We start from the raw sequence: 22,871 nt of genomic DNA on the forward strand, positions 1-22,871 counted from the left end.
CGGTCATCCCTCTCGTACGGCATAGGCGCGGACGCGCTCGCCCAGGACGCTCTCGGCGACGTCGAGCAGCTCCAGCACGGCGTCCGCGATGGCGTCCGGGCTCTCCCCCGCCGTCGTACGCCGCCCGATCTCGGCGTACACCAGCGAGTGGAGGCAGCCGATGTGCCAGGCGACCACGCGCGGCAGCGGATCGCCGGCGTCCGCGCCGGTCTCCTCGGCCAGCTCGGCCGCCAGCTCGTCGGTCATCCGGCGGCCGAGGTCCTCCAGGCGGGCGGTCAGCGTGGGGGCGGCCCGCATCATCTCCAGCACGCGCCCGAATCCCGCGCTCAGCCCGACCGAGCGTTCGCGCCCGCGGATCTCCCGGCGCAGCCGGTCCAGCACCGCGCCGGCCGCCGACCGTCCCGGCGGCCGCTCCCGCACGATGTCGGCCAGCCTGCGCGGCGACGCCTCTTCCGGCGGGAGCACGAGGTCCTCCTTCGCCTGGAAGTAGTTGTAGACGGTGTTCACCGACACCTCGGCGGCCCGCGCGACCTCGGCCATCGTGACGTTGTCGAAGCCGCGCTCCACGAACAGCCCGACCGCCACCTCGGCGATGTGCTGCCTGGTCCGCCGCTTCTTGCGCTCCCGCAGTCCCTCGGCCATTGCTGCACTCTACTGCAAATTTGCAGTGCATTGCAGTTTTCGGTGTCTCGCCGGATGAGACGGCCTCGGACATACTCGCGGCATGAGCCTCTCCTCACCCCCCGGCGAGGTCCGTACCGATCTGCTCCCCCGCGACACCAGGAGGCGGTTCCTGCGGCTACGGGGCCGGCGACTCGACCGGCCCGGCCACACGGCCGCCAAACTGGCCTCACTCGCCCTCTCGGCCGTCGTCCACGCGGTGACCGCCGCCTTCCTGGCCGCCGGCGTGTTCATCGTCACCGGCTGGCGCGGGAACGTGATCGGCCGGCTGTGCGGCAGCGTCCCCATCGCCATCGGGATCTGGACCAGGCCCCGGGCGATCCGGCTCCCGGACGGCGCCGAGCTGTCCCGTCACCTCGCCCGCACGGTCGGGGAGCTGTCCCGGATCACCTGAACTCAGGTAATAAGCTGGGTTCGTGAACGAGCGTTCCGACAGGCACGCAGGCCCGCGTACGGCGCGGGGCCGCGTGCTCCCGCTCGGGCCCCGGGCCCGCGGCCCGCTACCGCGGAGTGCTGCGAAGGAAGTCGCATGACCGTCGCTCCTGAAGGCCGAAAGCTCCTCCGCCTGGAGGTGCGCAACAGCCAGACCCCCATCGAGAAGAAGCCGCCGTGGATCAAGACGCGGCTGCACAACGGCCCCAACTTCAACGAGATCAAATCGTTGGTGAAGGGCGCGGGGCTGCACACCGTGTGCCAGGAAGCGGGCTGTCCCAACATCTCCGAATGCTGGGAGGACCGCGAAGCCACCTTCCTCATCGGTGGCGACCAGTGCACCCGGCGCTGCGACTTCTGCCAGATCGACACCGGCAAGCCGGCCGAGTACGACCGGGACGAGCCGCGCCGCGTCGCCGAGTCGGTGCGCCAGATGGGCCTGCGCTACGCCACGGTGACCGGTGTCGCCCGTGACGACCTGCCCGACGGCGGCTCCTGGCTGTACGCGGAGACCGCCCGGCAGATCCACGAGGCCGTGCCCGGCTGCGGCGTCGAGCTGCTGGTGCCGGACTTCAACGGCGACCGCGACCAGTTGGAGGAGGTCTTCTCCAGCAGGCCCGAGGTCTTCGCGCACAACATCGAGACCGTGCCCCGGATCTTCAAGCGGATCCGGCCCGCGTTCCGCTACGAGCGCTCGCTGCGGGTCATCAGCATGGCCCGCGAGGCGGGGCTGGTCACCAAGTCGAACCTCATCCTCGGCATGGGCGAGGAGCGCGAGGAGATCACCCAGGCGCTGCGCGACCTGCACGAGGCCGGCTGCGACCTGGTGACCATCACGCAGTATCTGCGCCCCACCCCGCGCCACCACCCCGTGGACCGCTGGGTCAAGCCCGAGGAGTTCGTGGAGCTCAAGCAGGAGGCCGAGGAGATCGGCTTCGCCGGCGTCATGTCCGGGCCGCTGGTGCGCTCGTCCTACCGGGCCGGACGCCTGTACCAGCAGGCGATCGCCGCCCGCGTGGGCGAGTCTCGTTTTCATTAAGTCAGCTCGACGTTTGTATCCTTCAGACCATGGCGAAAGACGCAGCGTCTCCGGGGCGCCTCAAGCAGCTCCGGATGGTCGCACAGATCATTCAGCAGGCGAACCCCAAGGGCATGCCGATCGTCTACGCGTCGGCTCTGGGCACGCTCGTCCTGTTCGTCGTCATCGGCGTGATCTTCGGCTGGACGTGGATCGTTTTCGGCGTCTTCGCCGCCGTTCTGGTGGGGATGATCGTCTTCAGCCGGCTGGCGCAGAAGGCGCAGTACTCGATGCTCCACGGGCAGCCGGGCGCGACGTACGCGATCCTGCAGAGCCTGCGCGGCACCTGGTATGTCGAGGAGAAGCCGGTCGCGGTCAACCGCGACCAGGACCTCGTCTTCCGGGTCGTCGGCTACCCCGGGGTCATCCTGGTCTCCGAGGGCCCGCCCAACCGGGTGCAGCGCATGCTCGTCGCGGAGAAGAAGCGCGTGCAGCGCGTCGCGGTCGACGTCCCGGTGTACGACATCCAGTGTGGTGACGCGGACGGCCAGATCCCCCTGGCCAAGCTCCAGCGGCACATGATGAAGCTGCCCCGCAACCTGAAGAAGGGCGCGGTGTCCGAGGTCAACAACCGGATGCGCGCGCTCACCCCGGCCATCCCGATGCCGAAGGGCCCCATCCCCAAGGGCGCCCGGATGCCGCGCGGCCCCAAGATGCGCTGACGACGTTGGACTTCGTGGGAAGGCGGCCGGTCTCCCGGTCGCAGACCTCCCGGGCCAACCGCGGCTGGTGGGACGGCGCGGCCGACGACTACCAGGCCGAGCACGGCGGGTTCCTGCGCGACGACGGCTTCGTGTGGTGCCCCGAGGGCCTGGACGAGGCCGACGCCCGGCTGCTCGGCGACGTCGCCGGGCGCCGCGTCCTGGAGATCGGGTGCGGCGCCGGCCAGTGCGGCCGGTGGCTGCTCGGACAGGGCGCGACGGTCGCCGCCGTCGACCTGTCCTACCGGCAGTTGCAGCACTCCCGGCGGATCGACATGTCCGCCGGGGTGACCCTGCCCGTCGTCCAGGCCGACGCCGAGACGCTGCCGTTCGCGGACGAGTCGTTCGACCTCGCGTGCTCGGCGTACGGTGCGCTGCCGTTCGTGGCGGACGCCGGGGCGGTGCTCGCCGAGGTGCGCAGGGTGCTGCGGCCGGGCGGCCGGTTCGTGTTCTCCGTCAGCCATCCCGTGCGGTGGGCCTTCCCCGACGATCCGGGCCCGCGCGGCCTGACCGCCGACCGGCCCTACTTCGACCGATCGCCGTACGTCGAGTTCGGCGAGGACGGCGAGCCGTCATACGTGGAGCACCACCGGACGATGGGCGACTGGGTGGGCCTGATCGCCGCCTCCGGTCTCGTCCTGACCGGCCTGACCGAGCCGGAGTGGCCGCCGGGGCACGACCGCACGTGGGGCGGCTGGAGTCCGCTGCGCGGCCGGCTGCTCCCCGGCACGGCGATCTTCCACTGCGTCCGGGCCGCCTCGTAGGTCGGCTCGCGTTCCCCGCTTCGGCCGCCCACTCGCCATTCGCGCGTGTCAGACGAAGTAGCGCAGCCAGACGTACACCCACGCCATCGTGATGCTCAGCGCGGTGACGAAGATGCCATAGCGGGTGAACTGCCAGAAGCCGATGCGATGGCCGGTCCGGGCGGCGATGCCGACGGCCACGACGTTCGCGCTCGCGGCCACCGCGGTGCCGTTGCCGCTGAAGTCGGCCCCCAGGGCGAAGGACCACCACAGTGCCTGCCCGGTCTTCGGATCCGGCGTCTGGGCGACCATCTCCTCGACGACGGGCACCATCGTGGCGACGTAGGGGATGTTGTCGAAGAACGCGCCGAGCACGCCCGAACCGAACAGCAGCGCCGTGGCCGACAGGAAGTGGTCGCCGCCGAGCGCGCCGACGGCCCAGCCGCCCATCGTGGCGATGACGCCCGTGTTCACCAGGCCGGCGACCATGACGAACAGGCCCATGAAGAAGACCAGGGTGCCCCACTCGACCTCGCGCAGGACGTCGGGCACGTCGGCGCGGGACACCAGCAGCATCACCCCGGCACCCACCAGGGCGACGATCGACGGCTCCACGTGCAGCACGGGGTGCAGGCAGAACGCGGCGACCACCCCGCCGAGCACGACCATGCATCGCGTGAGCAGGCGCGGGTCGGTGATCGCCCGCCGTTCCTGCAGCGCCATCACCGCGGCCACCCGTTCCGGCGAGTAGCGGAACGACCTGCGGAACAGCACCCGGGTGAGCAGCACGAACACCACGAAGACGGCGACCACGATCGGCGCCATGTGGACCAGGAAGTCGTTGAACGTCAGCCCGGCGCGGCTGCCGATGATGATGTTGGGCGGGTCGCCGATGAGCGTCGCCGCGCCGCCGATGTTGGACGCCAGGACCTCGGCGATGAGGTATGGCTGAGCCGGGATGCCGAGCCGGTTGCAGACGACCACGGTGACCGGCGCGACCAGCATGATCGTGGTGACGTTGTCCAGGAACGGCGAGGCGATCGCGGTGATGATCATCAGCATGACCATCAGCCGGTAGGGCCGTCCCTTGGACTTCTTGGCCGCCCAGATGGCGAGGTAGTCGAAGACTCCCGTGTGCTTGACGACGCCGACGATGATCATCATGCCGAGCAGCAGGAAGATGACGTTCCAGTCGATTCCGGCGGTCTCGGAGAAGAACACCTCGTCGCCGGGGATCAGCCCCAGGACGGCCATGGCACCGGCGGCGACGAGGACCACCTTCACCTTGTGCACCTTCTCCGCCGCGATGAAGGCGAAGGCCACCACGAAGATCGCGAAGGAGACGGCCGCGCTCACGTGCGGCGCCCCGGTGGTCCGGCGGTGCGCGCACGGCGGACGGCGTTCCGGCAGGGTGTCCCGGCAGGCGGGCGCCGTGACGACGACGGCATGGCGAAGCGGTGAATGATCGGAACCTCCGGATCGTGGAAACGCCGCACGGCGCGACGCGTACGGACGCGAGACGGCAGGTCCGCGACCGGAAAGGTCGCGGGGCGGCCCGCCACCGGCCTGGGGCGATCACTCACCCGGTGGCACGAGCGCCAGGCTGGTGAGCAGCCGCTCCAGGGTGATCGCGCCGGCCAGGGTGCCGTCGGGGCCGACGACCGCGGTGATGGGGCTGCGCATCCGCGTCATGAGGGCGGCCACTTCGAGCAGGGTCGCATCGAGGGGCACCGTGACCGGCCTGGGCGGCTGGGGCGGCAGGCACTCGCCCACCGTGATGCCGTCCAGCTCCTGCCAGAAGCGGTCGGCATGGGCCTCGTCGATCGCCCGGGCGAGCGCCGGGTCCTCCTGATAGGCCCCGGGCACCGTGAGACGCAGGACCTGCGTGCCGGGAAGCACCCATCCCGGCCGTCCCCTGCCGTCCACCACGATCAACCCGGGCATCCGGTTCAGCACCATGATCCGTACGGCCCGGGCGACGGGGTCGTGGACGGTCACCGTCGGCAGGTTCACAACGACATCGCGCGCTTGCATCAGGCCATCACATCGATCGGGGAGGCGGACGGTTCCGTACGTGGTCATCGCGCCGCCTCCACGAACTCGGCGACGCGGCGTTCCAGATGGGCGAGCCGATCGAGGACGGGCCTGCTGTGCAGGATGTCGGCGAGCTGGTCGGCCTCACGCTGGTCCAGGGTGATCACCTGCAACGGCGTGTCGGGCTCCCCGGAGCCGTAGAGGAGAAGCCTCCGGCCGCCGGCCTTGTCCACGAGCACGCCGAAGCGCTGCCCGTCGCGGGTGACGCACTGGTGCACCACGGTCGCGACGCCGGGCAGGGTGGCGCGGGTCACGTCCATCTCGGCTACCTCCCATCTGCGGCGGATCCTCACCACGGGGCCGGGGCCCTCTCTCGCCCGCACCGGCCGCTGGTGCCTCGGATGTGTGGCCCGCCGGCGGCGTGGCGTCTCCCTGTCCGCCCGTCGCCACCAGTCTTCGAGACGGCACGGGCCACCACCATCGGGTGCGTCACCCATATCCGGAGAGGTATGACATGTAGGAAGACGGCATGATGGGGGGCGGCCCGCATGGACACCGGCGCACGCGTACGAGCAGGCTGTGAGCCGTGAACGAGCGCACCGAGCCGCGCGCCGGCCCCCGCTCCGGGCCCCACTCCGGCCCGCGTACCGGCACGGGGCACGACACGGGGCACGACACGGGGAACGACACGGGGAACGGCGGGACGGCGGCGGCGCGGTCGCGGCACCCGGCCCGCGCCCTGTTCTGGCGGCTGTTCGCGATCAACGGGCTGGTCTTCACCGCCGGGACGTTCGTGCTCGCGCTCTCCCCCGCCACGGTGTCCTCACCGGTCCTGCTCACGGAGATACCGGTCCTGATCGTGGGGCTGGCCCTGATCATCACGGCCAACGCGCTGCTGATCCGCAAGAGCCTGGCCCCGCTGGACGCGCTCACCACTCTCATGCGGCGGGTCGACCTGCTGAGGGCGGGCGACCGGCTCACCGACAGCGGCAACGGCGACCTCGCCCAGCTGATCGGCACGTTCAACGAGATGCTCGACCGGCTCGAAGCCGAGCGCAGCGCCAGCAGCGCGCACGCGCTGGCCGCACAGGAGGGGGAACGGCAGCGGATCGCGCGCGAGCTGCACGACGAGATCGGCCAGAGCCTCACGGTGGCGCTGCTGTCGCTCAAGCGTGTCGTCGACCGGGCGCCCGAGGAGCTCCGGGAGGAGCTGAGCGCCGCCCAGGAGACGGTGCGCGCCAGCCTGGACGAGGTGCGGCGGGTCGCCAGACGGCTGCGGCCCGGCGTCTTGGAGGACCTCGGCCTGCACAGTGCGCTGAGCGCGTTGAGCAGCGATTTCGCGCAGGCGAGCGGAATCGCGATCACGCGTGAGATCGGCACCGACCTGCCCCCGCTCAGCGGGGAGGTCGAGCTCGTCCTCTATCGGATCGCGCAGGAGGGGCTGACGAACGTGGCCAGGCATTCCCGCGCCCGCCACGTGGAGCTGTCGCTCAGGCAGGAGAAGGGACGGCTCACGCTGCGCATCGCCGACGACGGGCGCGGGGGCGTCGACAAGGAAGGCGCAGGGATCCGCGGCATGCGCGAGCGCGCCCTTCTCATCGGCGCCCGGCTGACCGTGGACTCCCCGCCCGGCGGCGGCACGGACGTGCGCCTGGTCGTCCCCCCGCACGCGGTTCAGGCGGATCACACGGATCGCGGGGGTCTCGCGGATCACGCGGTTCATCCGGTGAAGGAGAGCTGATCGGTGGAGAGCGCCAAGACCCGCATCCTGCTGGCCGACGACCACGCGCTGGTCCGGCGCGGACTGCGGCTGATCCTCGACGCGGAGCCCGATCTCGTGGTGGTCGCCGAGGCCGCCGACGGCGCCGAGGCGGTCGAGGCCGCCCGATCCGAGGAGATCGACCTCGCCATTCTCGACATCGCGATGCCCCGAATGACGGGAATCCAGGCGGCGCGCGAGATCTCACGGCAGGCGCCCCACGTCCGGATCCTGATCCTGTCGATGTACGACAACGAGCAGTACTTCTTCGAGGCGCTCAAGGCCGGCGCCTCGGGCTACGTGCTCAAGTCGGTCGCCGACCAGGACCTCCTGGAGGCCTGCCGGGCGGCGATGCGCGGGGAGCCCTTCCTCTATCCGGGCGCGGTCACCGCCCTCATCCGCGACTACCTGCGGCGCGCCCGGCAGGGCGAGCGCGTGCCGGACAGCATCCTGACGCCCCGGGAGGAGGAGATCGTCAAGCTCATCGCCGAGGGCAACTCGGCCAAGGAGATCGCGGAGACGCTCTTCATCAGCGTGAAGACCGTGGACCGGCACCGCGCGAACATCCTGCAGAAGCTCGGCATGCGCGACCGGCTCGAACTGACCCGTTACGCCATCCGCGCCGGACTCGTCGAACCCTGACGGCGGTCTCCCGCGGCGTCAGAGGTTGACCACGACCGCCCCGCTCGCGCGGTCGTGCAGGCCGCGCCGGTCGCGGTCCCAGATGAGCGCGGGCACGGCGAGGCACAGCAGCAGCGTGCGCACCAGCACGCCGGGAACGTGCGGCCGTCCGCCGTCGAGCCTGGCCACGCGGATGCCGAACAGCCGCATCCCCAGCGTCATGCCGATCGTGCTGACCAGCAGGACGTACTCCGCGGCGAAGACGCCGAGGCCGACCACGCCGACGTCGTTGCCCTGGAAACGCAGCAGGCCTCCGGCGATGGCCCAGGTGCACAGCAGCCAGTCGACGGCGACGGCGCCGATCCTGCGCCCCCACCCCGCGACCGCTCCGGGGCCCTGCTCGGGCAGGCCGAGGCGCTCCCCCGGATAGCCCAGGTTCACCCCGGCGGCCCGCGGGCCGTCCATCCAGGTCTGCGTCCAACGCGGCTGCCGGTCACTCATGGTTTCCCAGCGTATCGGGCACCGGCGCCGGTCCGGTGCCCGGCCACAGGGCCGTCCAACATGGGCAAGCTTTTCCCATTAAATGCCGGTATCGTGAATCGTTTCCGACCTCAGCGCTTTGGAGGGAACCGTGCGACCGGCGGACCCCGATGACATCGACGCTCGCTTCGAGGCGCTGGTCGCGCAGTTCGACGAGGACGAGATCCGGCGGATGACCGCGGCGGCCGAGACGGACGTGTTCCCGCCGGAACGACGGCGCCGCCCGGCCGTGCTGATGGTGATCGCGGGCCTGGTCGTGCTCGTGGGGCTCGTCGTCGTCCTGCGGCCGGACGTCCTGGAGCGGCTCGGCATCGTCCGCCCGGCCGCCGGCGGCGAGGAACTGATGATCTCCGGTCCCGTGGTCGCCCGGCCCGGGCCCGTGCTGACGCCGATTCCCGACGGCGAGGAGGGCCTGTTCGACCACGGCCCCGTCCCTGCGCCGTCCGACGCCCCGTTCGCCGGCACTCCCGCCATCGACTACGCCGACGGAGAGCAGGGGCTGGTCATGCCCGCGGCACGCGCGCTCGGCGGGCTCACCGAGCAGGAGGTCGGCCAGGCCCTGCAACGCGTACGGCGGCTGCTGTCGGCCGCGCACCTCGACCCGGCGACCGTGCGGGGCGGGCGCCCGGAGGAGCTCATCCGCCTGCTGCATCCCCGGCAGCGCGAGGCGTTCCTCCGCCACCTGGACGACAAGGGCCCCTCGGGCACGCGGTCGTGGGTGTTCAGCCTCGCGCCGGACGCCGCCGAGCCGGTCGGCGACATCGTGAAGGTCTCCGGCGAGACGACGATCTCCGAAAGGCCCGGCGGAGGCGTCGAGATCAAGACGGACTATCTGTTCGTCCACCCGGTGAGCCGCCCCGGCGCGCCGCTGGTCATGACGAGGGTCGTCGAACATCACCGAAGCGAATTCTCCGCCTACCGCGAGGACGGGAAGCTCGTCATCTGGTGGAACACGGACAGATCCGCCGTATTTGGCGCGAATTGCGCACTGGACGACGGATTCGTCCGTCCGCGATTCCCTGGTGATCCACAGGGAACACGACCCTCCGGCGAGCCCGTCGATCCCTATGATCGTGTCTCCGGCGTTTCCGGCAAGCCCCGCTGCCCGGCCGCGTTGGGCACCTGACCTGCGAAAAGGCCGTACGATGGAGCCCGGGGAACGGTAGGCCGACGCTATCGCCGCGGCCGCCCTGGCGGCGCATTCCCTTAACACGCGCGAAACAATCGAGACATGGGGCGGAAACGGCATCGGCCTATTTTCGGGTTGCTAGCCCATGCCCCTGGGAGGTTCGAGAGTGTTCAACTCCGCCGATGACGTCCTCAAGTTCATCCGGGACGAGGGTGTGCAGTTCGTCGACGTCAGGTTCACGGACCTGCCGGGGACGACGCACCACTTCACCTTCCCGGCCGAGAACTTCGGGCCGAACGTCTTCACCGACGGCCTCATGTTCGACGGCTCGTCGATTCGCGGGTTCCAGGCCATCCACGAGTCGGACATGCTCCTGCTGCCCGACCCCTCCACGGCCGTGCTCGACCCGTTCCGTCAGCACAAGACGCTGAACATCAACTTCTTCGTGCACGACCCGCTGACCGGTGAGGCCTACAGCCGCGACCCCCGCAACGTCGCGCGCAAGGCCGAGGAGTACCTCAAGGGCACCGGCATCGCGGACACCGTTTACTTCGGCCCCGAGGCCGAGTTCTACATCTTCGACGACGTCCGCTTCGAGACGAAGCAGAACGCCGGTTACTACTACATCGACTCCATCGAGGGCGCCTGGAACACCGGCAAGGCCTCCGAGGGCGGCAACCTGGGCTACAAGCCCCGTTACAAGGGCGGCTACTTCCCGGTCCCGCCGATGGACCACTTCACCGACCTGCGCTCGCAGATGGTGCGCAACCTCATCGACGCCGGCATCGAGACCGAGATGCAGCACCACGAGGTGGGCACCGCCGGTCAGGCCGAGATCGACTTCCGGTTCGGCACGCTGCTCGAGACGGCCGACAAGCTGATGCTGTACAAGTACATCATCAAGAGCACGGCCATCCAGGCGGGCCGTACGGTCACGTTCATGCCCAAGCCGATCTTCGGTGACAACGGCTCCGGCATGCACTGCCACCAGTCCCTCTGGAAGGACGGCGAGCCGCTGTTCTACGACGAGGTCGGCTACGCCGGTCTGTCGGACACCGCGCGCTACTACATCGGCGGCCTGCTCAAGCACGCCCCGTCGCTGCTGGCCTTCACCAACCCGACGGTGAACTCCTACCACCGCCTGGTGCCCGGCTACGAGGCCCCGGTCAACCTGGTCTACTCGCAGCGCAACCGCTCGGCCTGCGTCCGCATCCCGATCACGGGGTCGAACCCGAAGGCCAAGCGCATCGAGTTCCGCGTGCCGGACCCGTCCTGCAACCCGTACTTCGCCTTCGCCGCCATGCTCATGGCCGGCCTCGACGGCATCCGCAACAAGATCGAGCCGCCGGAGCCGGTCGACAAGGACCTGTACGAGCTGCCGCCGGAGGAGGCCCGCAACATCCCGCAGGTGCCGGGCTCCCTGGAGAAGGTGCTCGACGCGCTCGAGGCCGACCACGACTACCTGCTGGAGGGCGGCGTGTTCACGCCGGACCTCATCGAGACGTGGATCTCCTACAAGCGCGAGAACGAGGTCGACCCGATCCGTCTCCGCCCGCACCCGCACGAGTTCGAGCTCTACTACGACGTGTGACCGGTGACCGCGCGATGACGTGCATGGTCGTCGCGCGGTGATCCGGCCCGCCTCGGTTCCGTCCGAGCGGCGAGCACCACATCGAGGGCGGCGTTCGGCGCCCGAAGAGGTCAGGAGCGACGCGAGGCGGTGCCGCGAGTCGTGGAGCCGGAAAGCCCGTGGCAAGGTCCCGCACCTTGCCACGGGCTTTCCGCATTGCGCGCTACAAAGCGGCCCTCCCCCGGCTTGCCCGCGTTGATGATCGCCCGCACGGCCGCTGGGTGCTCAGGGCCTTTGGGCCACGTCGAAGGGCGGCAGCTCCGCCAGGCCCAGGACGGCCGCCGGTGGGAAGTCCGGCCATGAGCCCGGCGGGTCCTGGTTCAGATTGCGCAGGTGCTTATCGATGAAGCGCTGCGTGTCGCGCAGGACCCTGGCCGCGGTGGCGGCATCGATGGCACCGTTCTCCAGCGCGTCGGCGAACTCGTCGAGATCCAGCACTTCGTAGTGTCTGTTGAACGGGGGCACGAGGATGTCCACGTAGTGGTCGTGGACAGCCAGCTCCTTCGGGCCCGCTTCCTCCAGTTCGATGAGGTCGATATACCAGCCGCCTTCGAGCGCGTCGACGAAGGTGACCGGCTTTCTGATCTGTACTCCTTCGTCGGCGATGACGAAGCAGCGATCGGTCGTGGGCCGGCCCGGAACCCGCCACGGGGGAAGGATCTCGACGTCGTGAACCACGATGTTGTCGCCGGTCCGGACACCGGAGCACCATTGCCCAGTGCCGTGGTGAACGCGCACCTCTTCAAAGGTCATGAGTCGCAGCATGACCGCGGTGGGGAACAGCGCCTGATCGCTCCCAGTTGCGCTCAAGGATCACGGCCGGGGAGATGGGACGGCTGCCGCCGGTTAATGTCCTCTCGTGACAACTACGGACGACATCCGACGCTGGGCCACGGCACTGCCCGAAGTCGAAGAGGTCAGTCACTTCCGGTTCCACGTTCCCGTGTTCAAGGTCAGAGGCCGGACCTTCCTCGGCATGGGCAGGGACGAGACGACGGCCGTGTTCTGCGTCGCCGAGCAGCAGGCCGTCGACGCGGCGCAGGCCGACCCGTCCGTCTACGAGGCCGTACGCCGTCCGGATGCGCGGAAGAGCTTCCTCGGGCTGCAGGTCGAGCTCGGCAGGGTCCCGGCGGAGCGCGTCAGGAGTCTCGTGGAAGAGGCATGGCGTCAGCAGGCGCCCAAGCGCCTGGTGGCCGAGCATGACCGGCACAGACCGGCCTGAGATCGCATGAAGACGGGACCATGGTTCCGGCCCGCCGATGGTCGGCACGGGAGGTCAGACCGGGAGCGTGGCCCGGATCGGCGCCGCGTCCTGATCGCGAAGATCACCCCCGCGCCTCTCCCAATCGGCGGCGACCACGTACCGCCGGGCTCGTGAGATCGCCGGCTTGGGCAGGGGGATGATGGAACTTTCCGCCCTGGAGGGCCTGCGCCTGACCGCGGTCACGGCGGCCCTGTTCACCCATGAGTCCGACGCTCCCGAACTCCTGCACGTATGGCTTCATCTGGAGACGACGACCGTCGTGGTCCGTGACACCGCCGACTGGGCTCTGTGCGTCGTGCCGGACGAGCCGGGAGACGGCTACACGATGGAGGAGCTCGGCAGCCGGGTGGACATCGTGCCCGCACCCGCCGAGGTGCCCTTCATCCGGCATGTCGGCGAGCGGCTCGTCCAGGTGAGCAAGGGATTCGACCCCGACGATCCCACCCAGTGGGTGGGGGCGGAGTTCGTCTTCGAGACGGGACGCGTGATCGCGCAAGCCTTCGGGGGCGACCTGCGCCTATCTCACGCCTCCCCGTGACGAACGGTCACTTCCCCAGGGCGGGGGTACGGCGCAGCAGGAGGGTGAGGGCGCCGGTGGCGGTGAGCAGGAGCACGGCGAGGGCGACCACGCCAGGCCATCCGGCGTCCGTCCAGGCGCGGCCCGCGAGGCTGCCGAAGACGGAGGACCCGAGGTAGTAGGTGAACAGGTAGAGCGAGGCGGCCTGGCCCGTGGACGCCCCGCCCGCGTGCGCCCGGGCCGGGACCCAGCCGCTGGCCACACCATGGACGGCGAAGAACCCCGCGGTGAGGAGCGCGAGCCCGATGACCACGACCGGCAGCGAGGACGGCAGCGTGACCAGCGCGCCGGCGACGGCGAGCAGGCAGCCGAGCGGCGTCACGGTCCTGCGTCCGTAGCCGTCCGCCAGCCGGCCGAACACCACGGAGCTGACCGAGCCGATGGGATAGACGAGGAACATCAGGCCGGCGGCTCCGACGCCGAGGTGGAACGGCGCGCCCGCGAGGCGAAAGCCCAGGGTGTTGAACACCGCGACCAGGGCCCCCATCGAGCACCCGCCGATGCCGTACAACGCGAGCAGCCCGCGGTCCGACACCACGCGCAGGCTCCCACGGAGCAGGGCAAGTACGCCTGCCGGGGCCGCGGTGAAGCGCCGGGAGGCCGGAAGCAGGACGCGCACGGTCAGGGCGCACAGCAGGCCGAGTGCGGCGACCGCGGCGAGCGCCCAGCGCCAGCCGCCGGCCTGGGCGACGGCGCCGGTCAGGAGACGGCCGGCCATGCCGCCCAGGGCCGTGCCGCCGACGTACAGACCGGCGGCGCGGGCGTGCGTGGACGGGTGCAGTTCCTCGCGCAGGTAGGCGGTGGCGACGGCGGGGAGCCCTGCCAGCGTGATGCCCAGGAGCGACCTCAGGACCATGAGCGCGGTCCAGCCGGGGGCCAGCGCGCACGCGGCCGCGACGACGGCGGACGCCGTCAGCGACAGGTGGATCAGCCGCGTACGGCCGACGACGTCGGACAGGGGGCCGGCCACCAGCAGCGCGACACCGAGCCCGAGCGTGGTGAGCGACACGCTCAGCGTGCTCTCCGCGGTGGACACCCCGAACTGCTCGGCGAGCTCGGGCAGGATCGCCTGGGTGCTGTAGAGCAGCGCGAAGGTGGCGACCCCGGCGGCGAACAGCGCGACGACGACCCGCCGGTATCCGGCGGTCCCCGGCAGGTGTCCCTCCACGGCGGAGGGCTCAAGAACAGCGGTCACCCGAACGACTGTGCGCTTTCTGACTCCATGCGTCCAATGCGGTGAAAGTCGGTTTTTGATGCGTGATGCGTATGATGGCGCTCATGCTGCTCCGGGATCTGGCCTGGCTGGTCGCCCTCGCCGATCACCAGCACGTGACCGACACCGCCGCAATCCTCCGCACGAGCCAGCCGACGCTCTCGCGCGCCCTCGCCCGCGTCGAGACCGAGCTCGGCACCCGGGTGTTCGAGCGCGCGCCGGACGGCGTCCACCTGACGCCCAACGGGAGGCTCGTGGTGGCGGCCGCGCGCGACCTCACGGCGCGCTACGAGCAGTTGCTGGCCGACCTCGGGAGCCTGCTCGACCCGGACACCGGCGTGGTGCGCCTGGCCTTCCTCGACTCCATCGCCACATCCCTCGTCCCGCGGCTGCTGCGCTCCTTCCACGAGCACGCGCCCCGGATGCGCATCCTGCTGCGCCAGGAGCCGGCGCACGAGATCGTGCACGACCTGCGCACCGGGGCCGCCGACCTCGCGATCATCTCGCCACGCCCACCTGGAGATTTCGGCTGGCACCCCTTGCAGGAGGAGCGGCTGGTGCTCGTCGTGCCGCCGAGCCACCGGCTGCGCGACCGGGAGGAGGTGGACCTCCGGGAGCTGGCGGACGAGGAGCTCGTCACGACACCGGTCGGCTTCGGCTACCGGGCCCTGGTCGACGCGCTGCTGCGCGACGCCGGGGTGTCCCCCGCCGTCTCGTTCGAGAGCCAGGATCTCGCGACCATCGAGGGCCTGGTCGCGGCGGGGCTCGGCGTGGCCGTCGTCCCCGAGCCCTTCGCCGGCCTGTCGGGCACCGTCGGCGTCAGGATCGCGGCGGAGGCCGCCCGCCGCACCATCGGCCTCACCTGGCGGACCGACCACGCCCCGGCCGCCCCCGCCACCCGATTCCGCGACTTCGTCATGGCGCCCGCCCTACGATGACCGGATGCGCCAGGCCGACCCGGACCCGTACTGGAACACCAACGTCGCCCGGCACCCGGGCATCCTCCGCGCCGTCCCCGAGGGGTGCGGTGACGCGCTGGACGTCGGCTGCGGAGACGGGCTGCTCGCCCGGAAGCTGACCGGCCGGGCCAAGCGCGTGACCGGCGTCGACAGGTCGCCGGAGATGATCGCGCGTGCCCGCGAGCTCGCGGCCGGCCTGCCCGGGCTCGCCTTCGTCGAGGGCGACTTCCTCACCGCCGCCCTGCCCGCCGGGGAGTACGACTTCGTCTGCTCGGTGTCCGCGATCCATCACATGGACTTCGAAGCCGCGCTCACCAGGATGCGCGAGCTGCTGCGTCCCGGCGGCACGCTGGTGGTGGTCGGCCTGGCCCGCGAGGCGTCCGTCGCGGAGTGGGCGGCGACGATCGCGGCCGTTCCCGTCGTGCGCGTCACGAAGGTGCTGCGCCGCGCACACGAGCCCGAGGGGATGCCGATGACCGCACCGCGGATGAGCTACGGGCAGGTGCGGTCCGCGGCGCGCCGCCTGCTGCCGGGCGTGCGCTATCGCCGGCATGTGCTCCGCCGATACTCCCTGACCTGGACGAAGCCCGGCCGCTAGGTCAACTGTCCAGGGCCCGGCGGTAGCGGATCTCGGTCAGCGGGAAGCCGTCCGACTCGTCGTGCAGTTCGGCGCCGTCGGGGCGCCAGCCGCCGCGCTCGTAGACCCACCGCGCGCGGCTGTTCCCGTCGACGACCCAGAGGACGGCCTGCTCATATCCGGCGGCGGTGAGGCTGTCCAGCGCGGCGGCCATGAGACGCCCGCCGACCCCGGCGCCCCATACCTCGGGCATCAGGTAGATCGCCGAGATCTCCGCCACCGAGGCGGGATCGACGTCGTCGTCCCGGCCGGGGCCGAACGAGGCGAACCCGGCGACCGAGCCGTCCACCTCCGCCACGAGGACCTCCGTACGCGGCGGGGCGGACTCCCCCAGCAGGCGCTCCCAGACGGGCAGGCGCATGGCCGGGGTGAGCCCGTCGAGGTAGGCCTGGGGCATGAGCCCCGGATAGGCGGCCTGCCACGACCGGACGTGGACGACGGCGATCGCCTCCGCGTCCGCCGGTTCGGCACGTCTGATGACCATGCACGCTCCACATCCGTTTTCCGCTGCCGCCGCCCCGTTATACACCTCGCTGCCGCGCACGGAACAATCGGGTGATATCCCATAAAAAGGCTGCCGAGAGTGTTTTGTGTGGCCTAATCTCGTCGTCCGTGAAACTCGCCAAGATCGCGCTCGCCGGCACGGTGGCGCTGGGGCTCGTCCCGGCCGTCACCGGCACGGCCGCCGCCCAACCGGTCAAGAGCAGGACCCTCACCGACAACCGCCTGTACGGCGCGGGCCCGCTGCCGGACACCACGTGCCGGGAAAGGCGCGTGAAGAAGGGAGACGCGAGGTCCGCGAAGCTCTATCTGAACGAGATGCTGCGGTGCCTCACCCGCACCTGGGGCACCGAATTGCGCCGGGCGAATCTGAAGCCGTCGCCGGTGAAGCTCACGTACGCCACCGAGGTGCCGGCGAAGTACTGCGGCGACAAGTGGCGCAAGGGCGATTGGGACGGCTTCTACTGCGAGACATCGCGCACCATCCTGATCGTGCTTTCCAAGGACCTTTTGCAGGAGCCGGGGGATCTCTACCTCTTCAACCTGCTCGCGACGAACTACGGGGAGCACGTGCAGAACGTCACGCGCATCTACCGGGCCTGGCTCGACCTCGACCACCGGAGCAAGGCCGAACTCACCGAACAGACGCGGCGATACAGCCTGCAGAGCTCCTGCTTCGCCGGAGCCTCCCTGCGAAGCGTCTGGAAGTCCTTCAGGCGTCCCCGCGAGGACTGGGACGATCTGCTCTTCTACCTGCGCGGCTGGGCGGGCACGTACAGCGGGAGCCGGAAGTCGCTCACTTACTGGGCCAACGAGGGATTCAAGACCGGCGACCCCGCATCCTGCAACACCTGGACCGCCCCGTCCTCGAAGGTGGCCTGACGTCGCCGCAGCCCTGCGTACGGCGGCCGGGACGCGGGGCGTCGAACGGGCATGACCTGCCGGCGAGCCGGCCGCGGGCGAGCGTGCCCGTCAGCCGGCCGTCCACGGGTGGAGCTTGTCGGGGTTGCGTACGGCCCAGATGCGCTTGATCCGGTCGCCCGCGATCTCGAACGCGAACACCGACACGGTGACGGCGTCCTGCTGGGCGATCAGGCCGGGCCGGCCGTTGACCGTACGCTCCAGGAGCGTCAGGCCGGACACCCTGGCGGCGAGCGCGGCGAAGTGACGTGCGATCCGCTCGCCGCCCTCGATCGGGCGGAGCAGCGCGGGGGCGATGCCGCCGCCGTCGGCGATTCCTGTGGCGCCGGGGTCGAGGAGCCCGATGAGCGCGTTGATGTCCTGGGCCTCCCACGCCTGCTTGAACTCCCTGACGACCGCGGCCTGCCGGGATGCCGGCGGCGCGGCGGCCTGGGAGTCGCGGATGCGACGGCGGGCCGAGGACGCGAGCTGACGGCAGGCCGCCGGGGTCCGGCCGACGATCTCCGCCACTTCGGCGAAGGAGTAGCGGAAGACGTCGTGCAGGACGAACGCGACGCGCTCGGCCGGGGTCATCGCGTCGAGCACGACGAGGAACGCCATGCTGACCGACTCGTCCAGCGTGACCTGGTCGGCCGGGTCCGCGCCGATGCCGTCCGGCCGCCCGGTGGCCCGGTCCGCGGGGTCGGGCAGCGGCTCGGGGATCCACTCGCCCACGTAGGTCTCGCGCCGGGCCCGCGCCGAGGAGAGCAGGTTGAGGCAGATGCGCCCGGCGACCCTGGTCAGCCAGGCGCCGGGGGACGCGATGGCGTCCCGCTCCCGCGGTGACATGGCATACCAGCGGGCGTAGGTCTCCTGGACGACGTCCTCGGCCTCGGCCAGGGAGCCGAGCAGGCGGTAGCCGAGGTTGATGAGCTGACGCCGCTCGCTGATGATCGCGCTCAGGCCCGCGTCCAACCGGTCGTGTCCTGGTCCGGGGTGATCGGTCATGGTTCCGGAAGCTCCCCTGGGTCGTGTGCTGCCCTTACCGGTCCGACAAGACAGCGCGGCGATCTGTGAGGCCGGGCCGCCTCACATTCCGGGCCGCCTCACATTCCGGGCCGCCGCGTTGTCGTACTGCTCGAAGCACCGGCATCAGCACTGGAGCAGGAGAACGATGACGAAGATCGGGATCATACTCGGCAGCACCCGCCCCGGCCGCAGGGGCGAGCAGGTCGCCACCTGGGTCCACGAGAGGGCCGCACGCCGCACCGACGCCGAGTTCGCGGTGGTCGACCTGCTCGACCACCCGTTGCCGCACCTCGACGAGCCGACACCGGCGATGCTGTCAGCGGGCCGGTATCAGCACGAGCACACCAGGGCCTGGGCGGACACCATCGCCTCTTTCGACGGGTTCGTCATCGTCACTCCCGAATACAACCATTCGGCTCCCGGCGTGCTCAAGGACGCCCTCGACCACCTGTACGCCGAGTGGAACAACAAGGCCACCGGGTTCGTCTCGTACGGCATCGCGGGCGGCGCCCGCGCGGTCGAGCAGTTGCGGCTGGTCTGCGGGGCGTTGCAGATGGCGGACGTGGCCCCGCAGGTCGCGCTGCCGCTGCAGACCGAGTTCGAGGACTACACCGTCTTCAGGCCGGGCCCGCACAGCGCCGGCGCGCTCGACATGCTGCTGGACCACGTCGTCGCCTGGAGCACCGCCTTGGCGCCGCTGCGCGCCGCCACCCCGGTCACCGTCACCTCGGCCTGACATTTCCCGGCACTGTCCGGTCGTACCGGTGAGAACCGATTGAAGGGACGTACAGCGATGCCTACGCGACGCGAGGAAGACGAAGCCACGATCAGGCGGCACATCGGCAGGGTCGTCGAAGGGATCCGGGCCAAAGATCTCGACGCACTGAGGCGGCTCTACGCGACGGACGTCGTGTCCTTCGACGTCGAGCCGCCGCTGCAACACGTCGGGATCGACGCGAAGCTGAAGAACTGGGCGAAAGTGTTCGCGGTCTTCGAGGAGGTCGATTACGAGGTGCGCGACCTGACCCTCGCCGTGGGCGACGACGTGGCGTTCGGGCACTGCTTCGGCCGGCTCAGCGGCACGCTGGCGAACGGGACGGCGACGAACGGCATATGGGTCCGGGGCACCTTCTGCTTCCGGAAGACCGGCGGCGAGTGGCTGATCGTGCACGACCAGGCTTCTGTGCCGCTCGACATCGCCAGCGGCCGAGGAGTGACCGACCTCGAACCCTGACAGCCGCCGGTGAACGCCCCGGGCCGCAGTGGCCGGGGCGTCACCGGAGCCGAAGGCCCCTCGGGCCCCCGCCGCTGCCGTGGTAGGTCCACATCTCGGCGAGCAGGCCGTCCTGCATGCGGATGAGCCAGACCAGAGAGGTGCCGTCCGCGTCCTGGCCGCGACCGGCGTTCCCCACGACCGCCACCAGGTCACCCTCCCCGAGGATGGCGTCGATGCGGAACCGGAGGTCCGGCTGCGCGCCGCGGATCCGCTCGATCGCCTCGCGAACGCCCTGCGGCCCGGCCACCTCGGGATGCGCGTGGTCCACCCAGCTCGGGCTCAGGATCCGCTCGGCCGCCGAGGCGTCGCCGGAGTTCCACATCTCGAAGTAGCGCGTGGCGAGCCGCCGGGGGGGCGCTCGGCCGGTCGTCGTCGGTCATGGTCGTTTCCCATCCAATGCGCGTACGGGTGACAGGGACAGCAGGAGCGGCCACAGCAGGGTGGCGGAGCCCAGGATGATCAGGGCGGGGCGCAGGCCGATCCAGGTGCCCAGGGCACCGGCCAGCAGCGGCCCGAGCGGCAGCAGGCCCGCCCGCATGAAGTGGGTGGAGCCGTTCATCCGGCCGAGCATGCCGGGCGGGCACAGCGACTGGCGCGCGGTCTGGGCCGCGGTCGTCTGGACCATCCCTGCGGCCGTCAGGAAGGTGAAGACCAGCCCGACGGTCCACTGGCCGGCCAGGCCGGGCGGCACGAGGGGGGTGACCAGCTCGAACGGGGCCGACAGCGCAGCGCCCAGGACGATCACGCGACCCATGCCGAACCGGGCCGTCACCCGCCCGGCCACCATGCTCCCGGCGACCCCGCCGACAAGGCTCAGGCCGTAGACGAGCCCGGCCGCCCGGGGGCTCCAGCCCAGCTCCCGCACGACGTACAGCAGCCACATCGAGCTGATCCCGCGCAGCAGCACGGCGCTGACCGCCCCGGAGAGGGCGAGCACGCGCAGCACAGGATGGGCGAGCACGAACCGGAGCCCCTCGGCGATCTCACCGAGGAAGCGCCCGCGGTGCGGTGTGCGCTCGGGCTTCGGCTCCCGCAGGCGCATCGACGCCAGGGCCACGGCGCTCACGGCGTACGAGAGGGCGTCCGCGGCGACCGCGCGGGCGGCGCCGACGAGGCCGACCAGGAAGCCTCCGACGCTCGGCCCGGCCATCTCGGCGAGACCGCGCGCGGTGTTCATCTTGGCGTTGCCGTCGGTGAGCCTGTCGCCGCCGAGCAGCACCGGCGTCAGGCTGCCTGACGCGGTGCCGAAGACCACGCCGAGCGCGCCGACGACCAGCGTGACCACGTAGAGCTGGGTCATCGTGACCCGGCCCACGACGGCGGCGATCGGCACCGACGCCATGGCCAGCGCCGACCCGGCGTCACAGGCGATCATGAGGCGCCGCCTGCGGTGACGATCGGCCAGCACGCCGGCAGGCAGCGACACGACCAGCGACGGCAGCGTGCCCATGGCCCCCAGCACCGCCACTTCGAACGTGGTGGCGCGCAGCCCGGCGACCGCGACCATCGGCAGGGCGATCCAGCTGATCTGCGAGCCGAACAGGCTCACCGTGTGGCCGCTCCACAGCAACATGAAGTCCCGGTGCCGCCACAGCGACCCGGCCGGCCCTCGCCCGCGCACCCGGCCGACCGTACGCACGCGCGTCGGCCGCCGCAACCCGATATCGCGGCCGTGGCACGCGACCGGTCAGGAGGGGGTGGAGCCGGAGGTACGGCCGCGCAGGCCGCTCACGCGGCGCAGGATGTCCCACCAGAACGGCGCGCCGAACAGCAGGGCGACCAGCGTGACGAGGAACCCCGGCCAGTGGCCCGGTGACGTGAGGCGCTGCCACCAGTCCCCGCCGCGCCAGGCCCACACCGGGCCGTCGGCCGCGTCCATCGTGACGCTCACCGGGGCATAGGTGAAGATCTTCACGAACGCCGGGGTGCTCAGCACGTCGGTGACGCACGCGTACGGGTCCTGGCCGGGCGCGCACTGCTCGCGCAGCGGTTCGAGCGCCTGGGGACCCGTATCGCCGAAGGCCGTCACCGCGCTGCGGTAGGCGTTGTCGCGCAGCAGGGTCTTGCCGAACTCCAGGGAGTCCATGCTGAACACCAGCGTCACGACGAGACCGAGCGCGACGATGACCCAGCGGACGTAGCGGCGGTAGAGCAGGCTGAGCCGCTCCATCTCACCGTCGAACCAGTCCTCGATGCCGCGCCGGAACGCCTCCAGGTCGTGGCTGGCCCTGTCCCACACGGCCTTGAGCGGGCGGGAGAAGGGGCTCTTCAGCGCGTCGAGGTCCCGCATGAGGGCGTCCACGCCGCCGTGCTCGGTGGCGATCTCCATCACGGCGACGGCGAAGCGCGCGGGCGGGATGTCGGCGATGCTCGTCCTCCCGCGCTTGGCGTGATCGATCTCCTGCAGCCGCTCGTGGAGCAGCTCGGCCATCGACTTGCCCAGACCCGGCGGCAGCACGCCGCCCCCCGCGCCGGCCCCCGCGCCGTCCCCCGCGCCGGCCGGGGCCCCGGCCGTCCCGCCCGCTCCCGCGCCGACGTCCGCCGGCTCCACCGTGAGGACGGCGATCTCCTCGGGGTCGGCCTGCCCGGCGGTGTGCGCAGGGTCCACGCCCTCCCCTGCCGTCTCCTGCTCGGACGTCATCTGAATGGTCGTCATCTGTTCGGCGGCCACGGAGCCCGCGGCGGCGGTGAGCGGCGGGCTCTGCGTCGGGGGCGGCTGCCGGCTGAACGCGGGCCGCGGGTCCGGGCCGAACGGCAGCCGCGCGAACACCCCCATCACGCCGGCGGGCAGCCGCGAGCGGCCCTCCTCCGGCGACACCGCCCGCACCGCCTGCGCCGACGCCGTGCGCGCCGTGCGGCCGAACCTCCTGAGCGCGTCCAGGATCCGGTCGAGCCGGGAGGTTCCGTCCGCCGTCTCCGCGCCGTCGAGGGTGTCGCGCAGGTATGCCCACAGAAACTTGCTGCGGATTCCGAGCAGCCTGACGATGCCCTCGTTGATGCCGCTGACGAGAAGCGACAACAGCAGGAAGGCCAGAATCAGACCGATAGCCAGGTCTGCGTAATACGAGATCAAAGAGATCACCCGTACCGTTGATACAGCGTCGCCACGGTGAGGGCAATGAATTCCGCGATTCCGGATTTCGATCGGACGACCGGGCGGGGGTGCG

The 22,871-nt window shown here is 70.9% G+C and carries 26 protein-coding genes and 1 pseudogene; 15 read left to right on the top strand and 12 right to left on the bottom strand.

Features of this window, described 5'->3' with window-relative positions:
- Positions 1 to 3: 3 nt before the first annotated feature.
- Complete coding sequence (locus FLV34_RS02400) at positions 4 to 642, bottom strand: TetR/AcrR family transcriptional regulator (protein WP_142644876.1); 639 nt, start codon at positions 640 to 642, stop codon at positions 4 to 6.
- An 82-nt stretch (positions 643 to 724) separates the two neighbouring features.
- On the opposite strand from FLV34_RS02400, the gene FLV34_RS02405 reads away from it, so the two are divergent.
- From FLV34_RS02405 to FLV34_RS02420, 4 genes are all read left to right on the top strand, one after another.
- Positions 725 to 1,075: a hypothetical protein gene (locus FLV34_RS02405; RefSeq protein WP_168065529.1), complete on the top strand. Its 351-nt coding sequence runs from the start codon at positions 725 to 727 to the stop codon at positions 1,073 to 1,075.
- A 135-nt stretch (positions 1,076 to 1,210) separates the two neighbouring features.
- Positions 1,211 to 2,152, top strand: a complete 942-nt coding sequence (gene lipA / locus FLV34_RS02410) for a lipoyl synthase (RefSeq protein WP_142644874.1) — start codon at positions 1,211 to 1,213, stop codon at positions 2,150 to 2,152.
- 29 nt (positions 2,153 to 2,181) lie between these two features.
- On the top strand, positions 2,182 to 2,853 hold the full coding sequence (locus FLV34_RS02415; protein WP_142644873.1) for a DUF4191 domain-containing protein: 672 nt from the start codon (positions 2,182 to 2,184) through the stop codon (positions 2,851 to 2,853).
- A gap of 14 nt (positions 2,854 to 2,867) precedes the next feature.
- On the top strand, positions 2,868 to 3,656 hold the full coding sequence (locus tag FLV34_RS02420; protein ID WP_260616996.1) for a class I SAM-dependent methyltransferase: 789 nt from the start codon (positions 2,868 to 2,870) through the stop codon (positions 3,654 to 3,656).
- A 48-nt stretch (positions 3,657 to 3,704) separates the two neighbouring features.
- On the opposite strand, the gene FLV34_RS02425 is transcribed toward FLV34_RS02420, so the two are convergent.
- The 3 genes from FLV34_RS02425 to FLV34_RS02435 all read right to left on the bottom strand — a co-directional run bounded on the left by FLV34_RS02425 (position 3,705) and on the right by FLV34_RS02435 (position 5,989).
- A complete protein-coding gene (locus FLV34_RS02425; protein WP_142644871.1) occupies positions 3,705 to 4,991 on the bottom strand; it encodes an ArsB/NhaD family transporter in 1,287 nt (428 codons plus the stop codon).
- A gap of 219 nt (positions 4,992 to 5,210) precedes the next feature.
- On the bottom strand, positions 5,211 to 5,669 hold the full coding sequence (locus tag FLV34_RS02430) for a CBS domain-containing protein (protein WP_142644870.1): 459 nt from the start codon (positions 5,667 to 5,669) through the stop codon (positions 5,211 to 5,213).
- A 44-nt stretch (positions 5,670 to 5,713) separates the two neighbouring features.
- A complete protein-coding gene (locus FLV34_RS02435; protein ID WP_142644869.1) occupies positions 5,714 to 5,989 on the bottom strand; it encodes a hypothetical protein in 276 nt (91 codons plus the stop codon).
- A 266-nt stretch (positions 5,990 to 6,255) separates the two neighbouring features.
- On the opposite strand from FLV34_RS02435, the gene FLV34_RS02440 reads away from it, so the two are divergent.
- Positions 6,256 to 7,410 carry a sensor histidine kinase gene (locus tag FLV34_RS02440; protein ID WP_147942242.1) on the top strand — a complete coding sequence of 385 codons (1,155 nt, stop codon included), beginning with the start codon at positions 6,256 to 6,258 and terminating at the stop codon, positions 7,408 to 7,410.
- Positions 7,411 to 7,413: 3 nt separating this feature from the next.
- Complete coding sequence (locus FLV34_RS02445) at positions 7,414 to 8,070, top strand: response regulator transcription factor (RefSeq protein ID WP_142616809.1); 657 nt, start codon at positions 7,414 to 7,416, stop codon at positions 8,068 to 8,070.
- 18 nt (positions 8,071 to 8,088) lie between these two features.
- Here FLV34_RS02445 and FLV34_RS02450 read toward each other — a convergent pair whose 3' ends face one another.
- Positions 8,089 to 8,550 carry an RDD family protein gene (locus FLV34_RS02450; protein ID WP_142644867.1) on the bottom strand — a complete coding sequence of 154 codons (462 nt, stop codon included), beginning with the start codon at positions 8,548 to 8,550 and terminating at the stop codon, positions 8,089 to 8,091.
- Between the two features lie 130 nt (positions 8,551 to 8,680).
- Between FLV34_RS02450 and FLV34_RS02455 the strand changes: the two genes are divergently transcribed.
- On the top strand, positions 8,681 to 9,715 hold the full coding sequence (locus tag FLV34_RS02455; protein ID WP_142644866.1) for a hypothetical protein: 1,035 nt from the start codon (positions 8,681 to 8,683) through the stop codon (positions 9,713 to 9,715).
- Between the two features lie 169 nt (positions 9,716 to 9,884).
- A complete protein-coding gene (gene glnA / locus FLV34_RS02460) occupies positions 9,885 to 11,309 on the top strand; it encodes a type I glutamate--ammonia ligase (protein ID WP_142644865.1) in 1,425 nt (474 codons plus the stop codon).
- A 264-nt stretch (positions 11,310 to 11,573) separates the two neighbouring features.
- Here glnA and FLV34_RS02465 read toward each other — a convergent pair whose 3' ends face one another.
- Positions 11,574 to 12,101, bottom strand: a complete 528-nt coding sequence (locus FLV34_RS02465) for a DUF402 domain-containing protein (RefSeq protein ID WP_187280517.1) — start codon at positions 12,099 to 12,101, stop codon at positions 11,574 to 11,576.
- 106 nt (positions 12,102 to 12,207) lie between these two features.
- On the opposite strand from FLV34_RS02465, the gene FLV34_RS02470 reads away from it, so the two are divergent.
- Together FLV34_RS02470 and FLV34_RS02475 are read left to right on the top strand one after the other, a co-directional pair.
- On the top strand, positions 12,208 to 12,570 hold the full coding sequence (locus FLV34_RS02470; protein WP_142644863.1) for an MmcQ/YjbR family DNA-binding protein: 363 nt from the start codon (positions 12,208 to 12,210) through the stop codon (positions 12,568 to 12,570).
- Between the two features lie 178 nt (positions 12,571 to 12,748).
- On the top strand, positions 12,749 to 13,150 hold the full coding sequence (locus tag FLV34_RS02475) for a hypothetical protein (protein WP_147942244.1): 402 nt from the start codon (positions 12,749 to 12,751) through the stop codon (positions 13,148 to 13,150).
- Between the two features lie 7 nt (positions 13,151 to 13,157).
- Here the strand turns inward: FLV34_RS02475 and FLV34_RS02480 are convergent, their stop codons facing one another.
- A complete protein-coding gene (locus tag FLV34_RS02480; RefSeq protein ID WP_222709387.1) occupies positions 13,158 to 14,384 on the bottom strand; it encodes an MFS transporter in 1,227 nt (408 codons plus the stop codon).
- Between the two features lie 83 nt (positions 14,385 to 14,467).
- On the opposite strand from FLV34_RS02480, the gene FLV34_RS02485 reads away from it, so the two are divergent.
- The gene (locus tag FLV34_RS02485) at positions 14,468 to 15,340 is read left to right on the top strand and encodes a LysR family transcriptional regulator (protein ID WP_142644861.1); all 873 of its coding nucleotides are present in this window, start codon (positions 14,468 to 14,470) and stop codon (positions 15,338 to 15,340) included.
- A 4-nt stretch (positions 15,341 to 15,344) separates the two neighbouring features.
- Positions 15,345 to 15,959 (top strand): bifunctional 2-polyprenyl-6-hydroxyphenol methylase/3-demethylubiquinol 3-O-methyltransferase UbiG, encoded by a 615-nt coding sequence (locus tag FLV34_RS02490; RefSeq protein WP_142644860.1) that lies wholly within the window; start codon positions 15,345 to 15,347, stop codon positions 15,957 to 15,959.
- Between the two features lies 1 nt (position 15,960).
- On the opposite strand, the gene FLV34_RS02495 is transcribed toward FLV34_RS02490, so the two are convergent.
- Positions 15,961 to 16,482: a GNAT family N-acetyltransferase gene (locus FLV34_RS02495; protein ID WP_147942245.1), complete on the bottom strand. Its 522-nt coding sequence runs from the start codon at positions 16,480 to 16,482 to the stop codon at positions 15,961 to 15,963.
- Positions 16,483 to 16,610: 128 nt separating this feature from the next.
- Between FLV34_RS02495 and FLV34_RS02500 the strand changes: the two genes are divergently transcribed.
- Positions 16,611 to 17,381 (top strand): hypothetical protein, encoded by a 771-nt coding sequence (locus FLV34_RS02500; RefSeq protein ID WP_142644858.1) that lies wholly within the window; start codon positions 16,611 to 16,613, stop codon positions 17,379 to 17,381.
- Between the two features lie 90 nt (positions 17,382 to 17,471).
- Here the strand turns inward: FLV34_RS02500 and sigJ are convergent, their stop codons facing one another.
- Positions 17,472 to 18,407 carry an RNA polymerase sigma factor SigJ gene (gene sigJ, locus FLV34_RS02505; protein WP_147942246.1) on the bottom strand — a complete coding sequence of 312 codons (936 nt, stop codon included), beginning with the start codon at positions 18,405 to 18,407 and terminating at the stop codon, positions 17,472 to 17,474.
- A 166-nt stretch (positions 18,408 to 18,573) separates the two neighbouring features.
- Here sigJ and FLV34_RS02510 point away from each other — a divergent pair, with 166 nt between their 5' ends.
- Together FLV34_RS02510 and FLV34_RS02515 are read left to right on the top strand one after the other, a co-directional pair.
- A complete protein-coding gene (locus tag FLV34_RS02510; protein ID WP_147942247.1) occupies positions 18,574 to 19,164 on the top strand; it encodes an NADPH-dependent FMN reductase in 591 nt (196 codons plus the stop codon).
- 57 nt (positions 19,165 to 19,221) lie between these two features.
- On the top strand, positions 19,222 to 19,662 hold the full coding sequence (locus FLV34_RS02515) for a nuclear transport factor 2 family protein (protein WP_147942248.1): 441 nt from the start codon (positions 19,222 to 19,224) through the stop codon (positions 19,660 to 19,662).
- A gap of 40 nt (positions 19,663 to 19,702) precedes the next feature.
- Here the strand turns inward: FLV34_RS02515 and FLV34_RS02520 are convergent.
- From FLV34_RS02520 to FLV34_RS02530, 3 genes and pseudogenes are all read right to left on the bottom strand, one after another.
- Positions 19,703 to 20,038, bottom strand: a pseudogene (locus FLV34_RS02520) (ester cyclase); the annotation flags it as partial.
- Between the two features lie 42 nt (positions 20,039 to 20,080).
- Complete coding sequence (locus tag FLV34_RS02525) at positions 20,081 to 21,325, bottom strand: MFS transporter (RefSeq protein WP_142644855.1); 1,245 nt, start codon at positions 21,323 to 21,325, stop codon at positions 20,081 to 20,083.
- A gap of 66 nt (positions 21,326 to 21,391) precedes the next feature.
- A complete protein-coding gene (locus tag FLV34_RS02530) occupies positions 21,392 to 22,786 on the bottom strand; it encodes a hypothetical protein (RefSeq protein ID WP_147942250.1) in 1,395 nt (464 codons plus the stop codon).
- Between the last annotated feature and the right edge of the window lie 85 nt (positions 22,787 to 22,871).

The organism is Microbispora sp. CSR-4, assembly GCF_008033685.1.
Taxonomy (GTDB): Bacteria; Actinomycetota; Actinomycetes; order Streptosporangiales; family Streptosporangiaceae; genus Microbispora.

Bases quoted from the DNA above. Each gene is read 5' to 3' on its own strand.
- FLV34_RS02400 (WP_142644876.1), bottom strand. From the start codon at position 642: ATGGCCGAGGGACTGCGGGAGCGCAAGAAGCGGCGGACCAGGCAGCAC.
- FLV34_RS02405 (WP_168065529.1), top strand. From the start codon at position 725: ATGAGCCTCTCCTCACCCCCCGGCGAGGTCCGTACCGATCTGCTCCCC.
- lipA (WP_142644874.1), top strand. From the start codon at position 1,211: ATGACCGTCGCTCCTGAAGGCCGAAAGCTCCTCCGCCTGGAGGTGCGC.
- FLV34_RS02415 (WP_142644873.1), top strand. From the start codon at position 2,182: ATGGCGAAAGACGCAGCGTCTCCGGGGCGCCTCAAGCAGCTCCGGATG.
- FLV34_RS02430 (WP_142644870.1), bottom strand. From the start codon at position 5,669: ATGCAAGCGCGCGATGTCGTTGTGAACCTGCCGACGGTGACCGTCCAC.
- FLV34_RS02435 (WP_142644869.1), bottom strand. From the start codon at position 5,989: ATGGACGTGACCCGCGCCACCCTGCCCGGCGTCGCGACCGTGGTGCAC.
- FLV34_RS02450 (WP_142644867.1), bottom strand. From the start codon at position 8,550: ATGAGTGACCGGCAGCCGCGTTGGACGCAGACCTGGATGGACGGCCCG.
- FLV34_RS02465 (WP_187280517.1), bottom strand. From the start codon at position 12,101: ATGACCTTTGAAGAGGTGCGCGTTCACCACGGCACTGGGCAATGGTGC.
- FLV34_RS02475 (WP_147942244.1), top strand. From the start codon at position 12,749: ATGATGGAACTTTCCGCCCTGGAGGGCCTGCGCCTGACCGCGGTCACG.
- FLV34_RS02485 (WP_142644861.1), top strand. From the start codon at position 14,468: ATGCTGCTCCGGGATCTGGCCTGGCTGGTCGCCCTCGCCGATCACCAG.
- FLV34_RS02490 (WP_142644860.1), top strand. From the start codon at position 15,345: ATGCGCCAGGCCGACCCGGACCCGTACTGGAACACCAACGTCGCCCGG.
- FLV34_RS02495 (WP_147942245.1), bottom strand. From the start codon at position 16,482: ATGGTCATCAGACGTGCCGAACCGGCGGACGCGGAGGCGATCGCCGTC.
- sigJ (WP_147942246.1), bottom strand. From the start codon at position 18,407: ATGACCGATCACCCCGGACCAGGACACGACCGGTTGGACGCGGGCCTG.
- FLV34_RS02510 (WP_147942247.1), top strand. From the start codon at position 18,574: ATGACGAAGATCGGGATCATACTCGGCAGCACCCGCCCCGGCCGCAGG.
- FLV34_RS02515 (WP_147942248.1), top strand. From the start codon at position 19,222: ATGCCTACGCGACGCGAGGAAGACGAAGCCACGATCAGGCGGCACATC.